This is a genomic window from Streptomyces sp. SPB074, from assembly GCF_000154905.1.
In the GTDB taxonomy this organism is placed as follows: Bacteria; Actinomycetota; Actinomycetes; order Streptomycetales; family Streptomycetaceae; genus Streptomyces.
Genome location: NZ_GG770539.1, coordinates 5,450,392 through 5,460,285 on the forward strand (window position 1 = coordinate 5,450,392; position 9,894 = coordinate 5,460,285).

The 9,894-nt window shown below is 74.7% G+C and carries 11 protein-coding genes and 1 pseudogene; 8 read left to right on the forward strand and 4 right to left on the reverse strand.

The window, feature by feature from the left end; translation table 11 throughout:
• Nucleotides 1-27: 27 nt before the first annotated feature.
• The 4 genes and pseudogenes from SSBG_RS23115 to SSBG_RS23130 all read right to left on the reverse strand — a co-directional run.
• A pseudogene (locus SSBG_RS23115) lies at nt 28-207 on the reverse strand (Cys-tRNA(Pro) deacylase); the annotation flags it as partial.
• 7 nt (nt 208-214) lie between these two features.
• On the reverse strand, nt 215-955 hold the full coding sequence (locus SSBG_RS23120; RefSeq protein ID WP_008748489.1) for an LON peptidase substrate-binding domain-containing protein: 741 nt from the start codon (nt 953-955) through the stop codon (nt 215-217).
• A gap of 91 nt (nt 956-1,046) precedes the next feature.
• On the reverse strand, nt 1,047-2,048 hold the full coding sequence (locus SSBG_RS23125; RefSeq protein ID WP_037870464.1) for a hypothetical protein: 1,002 nt from the start codon (nt 2,046-2,048) through the stop codon (nt 1,047-1,049).
• Nucleotides 2,049-2,275: 227 nt separating this feature from the next.
• Nucleotides 2,276-3,847: a hypothetical protein gene (locus SSBG_RS23130; protein WP_008748491.1), complete on the reverse strand. Its 1,572-nt coding sequence runs from the start codon at nt 3,845-3,847 to the stop codon at nt 2,276-2,278.
• 283 nt (nt 3,848-4,130) lie between these two features.
• Here SSBG_RS23130 and hisD point away from each other — a divergent pair, with 283 nt between their 5' ends.
• The 8 genes from hisD to hisF are packed head-to-tail and all read left to right on the forward strand — an operon-like array spanning nt 4,131 to nt 9,879.
• On the forward strand, nt 4,131-5,471 hold the full coding sequence (hisD, locus tag SSBG_RS23135; protein WP_008748492.1) for a histidinol dehydrogenase: 1,341 nt from the start codon (nt 4,131-4,133) through the stop codon (nt 5,469-5,471).
• Nucleotides 5,468-6,592 (forward strand): histidinol-phosphate transaminase, encoded by a 1,125-nt coding sequence (locus SSBG_RS23140; protein WP_008748493.1) that lies wholly within the window; start codon nt 5,468-5,470, stop codon nt 6,590-6,592. Before hisD ends, SSBG_RS23140 begins: the two co-directional genes overlap by 4 nt.
• The gene (hisB, locus tag SSBG_RS23145) at nt 6,589-7,182 is read left to right on the forward strand and encodes an imidazoleglycerol-phosphate dehydratase HisB (RefSeq protein ID WP_008748494.1); all 594 of its coding nucleotides are present in this window, start codon (nt 6,589-6,591) and stop codon (nt 7,180-7,182) included. Before SSBG_RS23140 ends, hisB begins: the two co-directional genes overlap by 4 nt.
• Entirely contained in the window at nt 7,179-7,337 is a 159-nt protein-coding gene (locus SSBG_RS33800; protein ID WP_010277019.1) for a hypothetical protein, read from the forward strand. Before hisB ends, SSBG_RS33800 begins: the two co-directional genes overlap by 4 nt.
• Nucleotides 7,338-7,344: 7 nt before the next feature.
• Nucleotides 7,345-7,986, forward strand: coding sequence for an imidazole glycerol phosphate synthase subunit HisH (hisH, locus tag SSBG_RS23155; protein WP_008748496.1), 642 nt, complete (start codon nt 7,345-7,347; stop codon nt 7,984-7,986).
• 2 nt (nt 7,987-7,988) lie between these two features.
• A complete protein-coding gene (gene priA, locus SSBG_RS23160) occupies nt 7,989-8,720 on the forward strand; it encodes a bifunctional 1-(5-phosphoribosyl)-5-((5-phosphoribosylamino)methylideneamino)imidazole-4-carboxamide isomerase/phosphoribosylanthranilate isomerase PriA (protein WP_008748497.1) in 732 nt (243 codons plus the stop codon).
• Nucleotides 8,717-9,121 carry a Rid family hydrolase gene (locus SSBG_RS23165; RefSeq protein WP_008748498.1) on the forward strand — a complete coding sequence of 135 codons (405 nt, stop codon included), beginning with the start codon at nt 8,717-8,719 and terminating at the stop codon, nt 9,119-9,121. The genes priA and SSBG_RS23165 overlap by 4 nt, the downstream gene beginning before the upstream one ends.
• A complete protein-coding gene (hisF, locus tag SSBG_RS23170) occupies nt 9,118-9,879 on the forward strand; it encodes an imidazole glycerol phosphate synthase subunit HisF (RefSeq protein ID WP_008748499.1) in 762 nt (253 codons plus the stop codon). Before SSBG_RS23165 ends, hisF begins: the two co-directional genes overlap by 4 nt.
• Nucleotides 9,880-9,894: the final 15 nt, after the last annotated feature.

The following is a 9,894-nucleotide window of genomic DNA, read 5'->3' on the forward strand; positions in this document are numbered from 1 at the left end:
CAGCGACCGTCAGGGCGCCGAAAGCAGGACGAGCGTCTTGAAGACGCGTTCGGCGCCCACGCCCAGCACATCGGCGGCCTCCTCGCCGTACGAGGGGTGCGCGGGGTCGTGCGGGTAGGCGTGCAGCGTGTACGCGGTGCCCGCCCGTGCGAGCGCGGCCGTGGCCGGGGTGCCGCCCGCCTGGCCGTTCTTCGTCTTCTTCGCCATCGGGTCCTCAGTTCAGGCTGGTCGGCGTGCGCGTCAGCTCCATCGCGGGCAGCGAGGGCAGGTGCCGGATGAGCGCCGTCTCGGCACGCAGCAGCCGCAGCTCCTCGCGCAGCCGCGAACTCGTGTCCGGGGCCTGGAGCAGCCGCTGCCTGGTCGGCACGTCGAGCATCGTCGCCGCCGCCACGAGGTAGGAGACGACGGAGGGATCGTCCGGCAGCTCCGTGCCCGCGGCGAGCGTCCGCTCCCGCGCCCCCGCGAGCCGCTTCTGGTAGGCGCGGAAGGCCCGCAGGACCGCCTCGGCGAGCGTGTCCGGATCGTCGCCCGGCTCCTCCGGCAGCTCCTCCGCCTCCACCGTCAGGTACGGGCCGGAGTCGTCCACCGCGCCGAGCCTGACCCGCGTCGTCCCGGTCGTCAGGACCTCGTAGCCGCCGTCGGGGCGCTCCCGCACGCTCGCCGTGTCGGCGACGCACCCGACCTCGTGGAAGGCGCGCCGCGGATCGGGCCCGAAGCCGGCCCCCGCCCGCGTGTCGGGCTTCGCGTCCTCGCCGGGCAGCCCCGGCAGGCTCGGCGCGACCTCCAGGCCGTCCTTGATCGCCACGACGACGAAACGGCGCGGCTCCTCGTCGGGCTGCTCTTCGAGTTCGCGGACGAGGGTGCGATAACGCTCCTCGAAGATGTTGAGGGGAAGCACGAGCCCGGGAAAGAGCACCGAGTTCAGCGGGAAGAGAGGCAATCGGACGGTCGTCACGGCTGGCAAGCCTAATGGCCGGGAAGGCCCCCGCGCGCGCCCGCGCTCCCGGGCGCCGCGCCGTGCCCGTACCACCGTGGCCGAGGCCCCGTCAGGAGCCCGGGCCGCGCGGCCCGGTGGCCGCGGCGACCTCCATGCGCACCCCGTCGCGTACGTCCATGAACTGCGCGAGCGGGTCGTCGGAGAGCCGCGCCCAGGGCAGCGAGGTCACGAGCGTCCCGACCCGGCGCACCTCCTGGAGCGCCGCCTCCCAGGCCCGCAGCCGCACCAGCACGTACACGAGCAGATTGCGCACCTCGGCGGGCCAGGGATCGCCCGCGGCGAAGCGCGCCGAGAGCGCTCCCGCGCGCTCCGCCGCCGCGAGGACACGGCCGCGGGGCACCTCGCCCGCCCCCTCCGCGCGCAGGCACAGGTACGCGGCGCGCAGCGGCAGCGCCTGGCTCAGCGAACCGGGCAGCGCGTCCTCGGCGGCGCGCTCGGCGAAGTCGAAGCACTCGCCGTGCGAGCCGTGCCAGGAGGCCGAGAGGTAGAGCAGCGCCGAGACGTGGCAGCCGTCGTGGTGCGGGCTGCGGCGCAGCGCCCGCTCCCACAGGTCCGTGAACTCCGCGTGCCCGGCAGCCGTGCCGCGTGCCGCGTCGAGCGCGAGCCGCCAGGGCACCGGGTCCTCGGGCTGGGCCCCGGCCGCCGCGTCGATGAGCGGCGCCGCCCCGCGCAGCAGTTCGGCCCGCGCGGGCGACTCCCAGGCGGCGTACACGGCGAGCTGGGCGCGCAGCAGGAGCAGGTCCGGGTCGCCCGGGGCCGTCGCCGTCCAGTGCGCGTACCACTCCGGCCGGCGCGCGGCGAAGGAGGCGAGCCGCCGCAGCGCGCGGTCCCGCGTCTCCCACTGCCCGCGCTCCCGGGTCGTCGCCAGGAGTTTCGCCGCCGCCTCGTGGTCCCCGGCCCCCGCGGCGACGAGCGCGGGCGCGAGCCAGGGCTCCGGCGCGTCGAGCAGCAACTCCTCGTCGGCGGGCAGCCCGTCGGCGAGCGAAGCGGTGTGCCGGGCCATCCGGGCGGCGCGGCGCAGGGCGAGCAGGGGGCGCATGGTACGGACCATTGAAAACCGCAGGTAGGGGCCAGTCCAGGGGCTGTCGGGTGTCGCTTTGGCATCGGGTCCGCGTTGTACGGGCGGGGGTAAAGCCCTGGCAAAACATAGGCCCGCGTCAGGCCGTGCCGCCCACTCCTCGCGCGGAGCCGGCGCCTCGCGCGGAGCCGGAGCCCGCGCCTCGCGCCCGGCCGGGGCCCCCTCGCCCTGCGCGCGGCGCACGCGCCCCCGCCGCCCCCTCATCCCTTGCGCAGCGCCCGGGTCGCCCCCGCCGCCACCGTCGTCGCGAGCGTCCAGCCCAGCGCCACGAGGCCCGCCGCCGCCCACTGCGCGGCCCCCTGGGTGCGCCAGAAGCCCTCCTGCCCCAGGTCCACGACCGGGACGAGCAGGTCGAGCGCGAAGAGCGCCGGGTTCCACTGCGGGTGCTCGCCCGCGCGCAGCGGCGCGGGCGGCTCCCAGGAGAAGAACAGGCTGCTCGCCGCCCACAGCACCGCCATCCACAGCGCCGCCCGCCCCGGCCGGTACCCGTACGCCACGGTGAGGTCCTGCACGTACCCCCACAGCCGTACGGCGGGCGGCAGCGTCGCGCGCCGTGCCCGCTCCTTGGCGAGCAGCACCCGGCGCGCCTCCGGGTCCTCGCCGTTGGAGCGCAGCACCGCCGCGAGCCGCTCGTAGCCCTCCGGCCGGTACTCCGTCTCGGCCGCGGCGACCCAGGCGAGCCGCTCCGACAGCGGGAAGGCCCCCACCGGCACCAGGTTCTCGTAACTGAAACCGCCCATCGACAGCAGCCCCGCGCGCGGCCAGCTCGCCGCCCGGTCCACGAGCGTGCCCACCCGCGCCCCCGAGAGCACCACCCGGCCCCGCTCCACGCGCCGGGCGAGGAACCGCAGCTCCGGCACCTGGATGCGGCGCAGCGACACCTCCTGGTCGTTGTCGAGCACGAACTCCGCCTGCTCCAGGTCGACCGCGTCCCCGAACCTCCCGTCGTCCAGCCGCACCCCGCCCCGGCACTCGAAGCCCCGCACCCGCGCCCCGCGCGCCGGGGTGCTCCCGCCCGTCACCGGCGGGTTGAGGACGGCGGCGGGGGTCAGGTAGAGGGTCCGCTCGACGGTCAGCTGCGGCGCGTTGAGCGCGCGGCGCCCGTACGGATGGCTCAGCCGTGCCCCGCGCAGGCTCAGCGAGACCCCGATCTGCGCCCCGCGCAGGCTCACCTCGCCCTCCGCCTCCAGGAGTTCCGCCTGGAGGTCCTGGCCCACGCTCAGCCCGTCGCCCGTGAGGCAGCGCCCGCGCCGGTCCGCGCGCAGCACCGCCTGGTTGAGGAGCAGATCGGTGCCGATGTGCGCGTCCGTGAGCCGTACCCCGTGGGCGATCTGGCAGCGCGGGAGGTGCAGATCGCCCTCGGTGTGCAGCCGCGCCGCCTCCAGGCGCGGCAGCGCGCAGTCCACGAGCCGCAACGTCGTGAAGCGCGCCTCCGGCAGCAGCACCTCCTGCTCGAAGCGGCAGCCCACGAGTTCGACGTACGGGGCGATCGTGCCGCCCGCCAGGTCGAGCAGGCCCGTCACCCGCGCCCCGGCGAGCTTGAGCGAGGAGACCCGCCCGCGCAGCGGAGGCGGGCAGCTCAGCAGCAGGACGCACATCACGCGCGCCCGTACCTCCCTGTCGTGCCCCCACGGCTCGGTGCCGTGCGGGTCGTCCCGCACCGGGTCCCCCGTGCGCAGATCGAACATGCTGCCGTTGCGGAACGCCTGCCACAGCCCGGCCTCCGCCGGGCTCAGCCACTCCGGCGGTTCGCCGCTCAGGTCCTCTTCCACGGCCGGCCTCCCCTCAAGGAGTCGTCGGCGCGCACAGCCGCGCGCACACACCGTCAGGAATCACATGCCCGCTGCGTGACGCCGTGAACGCGCACGGTGAGGCGAATCACGTGCTGGACAGGGGTTCTTTTGTTCGGACGGCCTGCCCGGGGGTGACGCACGGTGGCAGGCCCCGTCTCCGACCGCACACACGGCCGCGCCCCGCCCCACCGCCGTCCCCCGCCCCGTATCACCGAGTGATACGCGCCCGCGTCCCGCGCGCGGCGTCTGCGAGACTTGACCCGTGATCTCTCGAATCGACCTGCGCGGTGCCACCCTCCCCGAGGGCTCGGCGCTGCGCGACCTGCTGCCCCGAGCCGAGTTCGACGTCGAGGCCGCCCTGGAGAAGGTGCGGCCCGTCTGCGAGGACGTGCGCCATCGGGGCTCGGCGGCGGTCATCGAGTGGGGGGAGCGCTTCGGCGACGGGACCCCGGCGCACCTGCGCGTGCCGAAGGCGGAGATCGAGAAGGCGCGCGACGCGCTCGACCCGGAGGTCGAGGCCGCGCTCGTCGAGTCGATCCGCCGCGCCCGCCTCGTTCACCGCGAGCAGCGCCGCACCGACACCACGACCCAGGTCGTCCCCGGCGGCACCGTCACCGAGAAGTGGGTGCCCGTCGAGCGCGTCGGGCTCTACGTGCCGGGCGGACGCTCGGTCTACCCCTCCTCCGTCGTCATGAACGTCGTGCCCGCGCAGGAGGCCGGGGTCCAAGGCATCGCCGTGGCCTCGCCCGCGCAGGCCGGGTTCGGCGGGCTCCCGCACCCCACGATCCTCGCCGCCTGCGCCCTCCTCGGCGTGGACGAGGTGTACGCGGCGGGCGGCGCCCAGGCGATCGCGATGTTCGCCTACGGCACGTACGGTCCCGAGGACCCCGAGGGCTGCCGCCCCGTGAACCTCGTCACCGGCCCCGGCAACATCTACGTCGCCGCCGCGAAGCGCCTCCTCAAGGGCCGGATCGGCATCGACGCCGAGGCGGGCCCGACCGAGATCGCGATCCTCGCCGACGCGAGCGCCGACCCCGTGCACGTCGCCGCCGACCTCATCAGCCAGGCCGAGCACGACCCCATGGCCGCCTCCGTCCTCGTCACCGACTCGCCCGCCCTCGCCGAGGCCACCGAACTGGAGCTCTCCCGCCAGGTCGCCGCGACCCGGCACCGCGCCGAGCGCGTCGAACCGGCCCTCGCCGGACGCCAGTCCGCGCTCGTCCTCGTCAACGACCTCGCCGACGGGCTCACCGTCGTGGACGCCTACGCCGCCGAGCACCTGGAGATCCAGACCGCCGACGCCGCCGCCGTCGCCGCCCGGGTCCGCAACGCGGGCGCGGTCTTCGTCGGCCCCTGGGCGCCCGTCTCGCTCGGCGACTACTGCGCCGGGTCGAACCACGTCCTGCCCACCGGCGGCTGCGCCTGCCACTCCTCGGGCCTGTCCGTGCAGTCCTTCCTGCGCGGCATCCACATCGTCGACTACAGCCGCGAGGCGCTCGCCGAGGTCGCCCACCACGTCGTGACCCTCGCCGAGGCCGAGGACCTGCCCGCGCACGGCGCCGCCGTGACCGCCCGCTTCGAGGGGCGGGTGCCGCGCGCGTGACCAGCCCCCAGCAGCGCCTGGACGCGCTCCCGCTCCGCCCCGAACTGCGCGGCAAGAGCCCCTACGGCGCCCCCCAGCTCGACGTGCCCGTCCGCCTCAACACCAACGAGAACCCGTACCCGCTGCCCGAACCGCTCGTCGCGCGCATCGCCGAGCGCGTCCGCGAGGCCGCCCGCGACCTCAACCGCTACCCGGACCGCGACGCCCTCGCGCTGCGCGCCGCGCTCGCCGCGTACCTCTCCCGCGACGGCTTCGCCGTCAGCCCCGGGCAGGTGTGGGCGGCGAACGGCTCCAACGAGGTCATCCAGCAGCTCCTCCAGGTCTTCGGCGGCCCCGGACGGCTCGCGATCGGCTTCGAGCCCTCGTACTCGATGCACGGCCTCATCGCGCGCGGCACCAGCACCGAGTGGATCTCCGGGCCCCGCCGCGCGGACTTCACGATCGACACCGAGGCCGCCGTCGCCGCGCTCGCCACCCACCGCCCCGACGTCGTCTTCATCACCTCGCCCAACAACCCCACCGGCACGGCGGTGGACCGCGAGACCGTCCTCGCCCTTTACGACGCCGCGCAGGCCGTCAAGCCGACGATCGTCGTCGTGGACGAGGCGTACGTCGAGTTCAGCCACGCGGACTCGCTGCTCCCGCTCCTCGAAGGCCGCCCGCTGCTCGTGATCTCGCGCACCATGTCGAAGGCGTTCGGCGCCGCCGGGCTCCGCCTCGGCTACCTCGCCGCCGATCCCGCCGTGGTCGACGCGGTCCAGCTCGTACGCCTCCCGTACCACCTTTCCGCCGTCACCCAGGCCACCGCGCTCGCCGCGCTGGAGCACACCGATACGCTGCTCGGGTACGTCGAGCAGCTCAAGGCGGAGCGCGACCGGCTCGTCACCGAGCTGACCGCGCTCGGCTTCGACGTGACCCCCTCCGACGCGAACTTCGTGCAGTTCGGGGTCTTCGACGGGCCCGGCGGGGCGCACGCCGCCTGGCAGTACATCCTCGACCGGGGCGTCCTGGTCAGGGACAACGGCGTACCGGGACGACTGCGGGTCTCCACCGGAACCCCCGCCGAGAACGACGCGTTCCTCGACGCGGTACGCGGACTGAAGAAGGAGCACAGCGCATGAGCCGCACGGGCCGGGTGGAGCGCACCACCAAGGAGACCTCCGTGCTGGTCGAGATCGACCTCGACGGGACCGGGAAGACGGACATCTCCACGGGTGTCGGCTTCTACGACCACATGCTCGACCAGCTCGGCAGGCACGGCCTGTTCGACCTCGTCGTACGCACCGAGGGCGATCTGCACATCGACACGCACCACACCATCGAGGACACCGCCCTCGCCCTCGGCGCCGCCTTCAAGCAGGCGCTCGGCGACAAGGTCGGCGTCTACCGCTTCGGCAACTGCACGGTGCCCCTGGACGAATCCCTCGCCCAGGTGACCGTCGACCTCTCGGGCCGCCCCTACCTCGTGCACACCGAGCCCGAGGGCATGGCCCCGATGATCGGCGCCTACGACACGACGATGACCCGGCACATCCTGGAGTCCTTCGTCGCCCAGGCCCAGGTCGCCCTGCACGTCCACGTCCCCTACGGGCGCAACGCGCACCACATCGTCGAGTGCCAGTTCAAGGCCCTCGCCCGCGCCCTGCGCTACGCCAGCGAACCCGACCCGCGCGCCGCGGGCATCCTCCCCTCCACGAAGGGCGCCCTGTGAACGGCACCTCGACCCTCCTGATCATCATCGGGCTCTTCCTCGCCGGCGGCGTCTGGTCCTTCGTCAAGCAGGGGATGCCCAAGAGCCTCCTCGCGATGCTCTCCGTGGGAGCCGGGGTCTTCCTGATCGCGGGCGTCCTCAACCTGACGGTGTGAGCGCCCCATGACCACGAAGAAGAACGTCGTCGTCCTCGACTACGGCTTCGGCAACGTCCGTTCCGCCGAGCGCGCCGTCGCCCGCGCGGGCGCCGAGGTCGAGATCAGCGCCGACTACGACACCGCGATGGCCGCCGACGGCCTCCTCGTCCCCGGCGTCGGCGCCTTCGCCGCCTGCATGGCCGGGCTCCGGGGGGCGCGCGGCGACTGGATCATCGACCGCCGCCTCACCGGGGGCCGCCCCGTCCTCGGCATCTGCGTCGGGATGCAGGTCCTCTTCGGGCGCGGCATCGAACACGGCGTCGAGACCGACGGCCTGGAGCAGTGGCCCGGCACGGTCGGCCCGCTCCGGGCCGAGGTCGTCCCGCACATGGGCTGGAACACCGTCGAAGCCCCCGCCGGCAGCGCCATGTTCGCCGGGCTCGACGCCGGGGAGCGCTACTACTTCGTGCACTCCTACGCGGTCCACGACTGGACGCTCGACGTCACCAACCCCCGCCTGCGCGCCCCGCTCGTGACCTGGACCACGCACGGCGAACGCTTCGTCTCCGCCGTCGAGAACGGCCCCCTGTGGGCCACCCAGTTCCACCCCGAGAAGTCCGGCGACGCCGGAGCCCAGCTCCTCACCAACTGGATCGAGACCCTCTGACCATGGCCCAGCAGCTCGCACTCCTCCCCGCCGTCGATGTCCGCGACGGCCAGGCCGTACGCCTCGTGCACGGCGAGTCCGGCACGGAGACCTCCTACGGCTCCCCCCTCGAAGCCGCCCTCGCGTGGCAGTCGGCGGGCGCCGAGTGGCTGCATCTCGTGGACCTCGACGCCGCCTTCGGCACCGGCGACAACCGCGCGCTCGTCGCCGAGGTCACCGCCGCCATGGACATCCGGGTCGAACTCTCCGGCGGCATCCGCGACGACGACACCCTCGCCGCCGCCCTCGCCACCGGCTGCACCCGCGTCAACCTCGGCACCGCCGCCCTGGAGACCCCCGAGTGGGTCGCCAAGGTCATCGCCGAGCACGGCGACCGGATCGCCGTCGGCCTCGACGTCCGCGGCACGACGCTGCGCGGGCGCGGCTGGACCCGCGACGGCGGCGACCTCTACGAGACCCTGGCCCGCCTCGACGCCGAGGGCTGCGCCCGCTACGTCGTCACCGACATCGCCAAGGACGGCACCCTCAAGGGCCCCAACCTCGACCTCCTGCGCGGCGTCTGCGCCGCGACCGACCGCCCCGTCGTCGCCTCCGGCGGCGTCGCGACCCTGGACGACCTGCGCGCGCTCAGCACCCTCGTCCCCGAGGGCGTCGAGGGCGCCATCGTCGGCAAGGCGCTCTACGCGAAGGCGTTCACGCTGGAGGAGGCGCTCGACGTGGTGAGGCAGCCGTGAGCGGCGAGGTGCGCAGGATCTCCTCCGGCGGCCCCTACGAGGACGCGATCGGCTACTCGCGCGCCGTCGCCCTCCCCAACGGCCTCGTCCTCGTCTCCGGCTGCACCGGCGTACAGGCCGGCCGCCTCGTCGCCGGGGGCCCCTACGAGCAGGCCCGCGCCGCCTTCGCGAGCGCGCTCGACGCGCTCGCCCGGCTCGGCCTCGCCGCCGCCGACGTCGTGCGCACCCGCATGTACGTCGTGCACGCCGGGGACACCGCCGAGGTCGGCCGCGCGCACGCCGACGTCTTCGGCGAGGTCCGCCCCGCCGCGACCCTCGTCCTCGTCGCCGGGCTCATCGAGCCGGAGATGGCGGTCGAGGTCGAGGTCGAGGCGTACCGGGCCCCCGAGGAGGGCGCGTGAGCCTCGCCGTCCGCGTGATCCCCTGCCTCGACGTGGACGCGGGGCGCGTCGTCAAGGGCGTCAACTTCGAGAACCTGCGCGACGCGGGCGATCCCGTCGAACTCGCCAAGCTCTACGACGCGCAGGGTGCCGACGAGCTGACCTTCCTCGACATCACCGCCTCCTCCGGCTCCCGCGAGACGACGTACGACGTCGTGCGCCGCACCGCCGAGCAGGTCTTCATCCCGCTCACCGTCGGCGGCGGCGTCCGCACCGCCGAGGACGTGGACCGGCTGCTGCGCGCGGGCGCCGACAAGGTCGGCGTCAACACGGCGGCGATCAGCCGCCCCGAGCTGATCCGCGAGATCGCCGAGCGCTTCGGCCGCCAGGTCCTCGTCCTCTCCGTCGACGCCCGCCGCCGCACCGACGGCACCCCGGGCTACGAGGTCACCACCCACGGCGGCCGGACGGGCACCGGGCTCGACGCGCTCGCGTGGGCGGAGCGGGCCGCGGAGCTGGGCGCGGGCGAGATCCTGCTCAACTCCATGGACGCGGACGGCACGAAGGACGGCTACGACCTGGAGATGATCCGTGAGGTCCGCCGCCGCGTCGGCGTCCCCGTGATCGCGAGCGGCGGCGCGGGCAAGCTCGCCGACTTCGTGCCGGCCGTCGAAGCGGGCGCCGACGCGGTCCTCGCCGCCTCGGTCTTCCACTTCGGCGACCTCGCCATCGGGCAGGTCAAGGACGCGCTGCGCGGGGCGGACCTGCCGGTGCGCTGAGCCGCGCGCGGGCCG

Bases quoted from the DNA above. Each gene is read 5' to 3' on its own strand.
- hisH (WP_008748496.1), top strand. From the start codon at position 7,345: ATGACCACGAAGAAGAACGTCGTCGTCCTCGACTACGGCTTCGGCAAC.
- hisB (WP_008748494.1), top strand. From the start codon at position 6,589: ATGAGCCGCACGGGCCGGGTGGAGCGCACCACCAAGGAGACCTCCGTG.
- SSBG_RS23125 (WP_037870464.1), bottom strand. From the start codon at position 2,048: ATGGTCCGTACCATGCGCCCCCTGCTCGCCCTGCGCCGCGCCGCCCGG.
- priA (WP_008748497.1), top strand. From the start codon at position 7,989: ATGGCCCAGCAGCTCGCACTCCTCCCCGCCGTCGATGTCCGCGACGGC.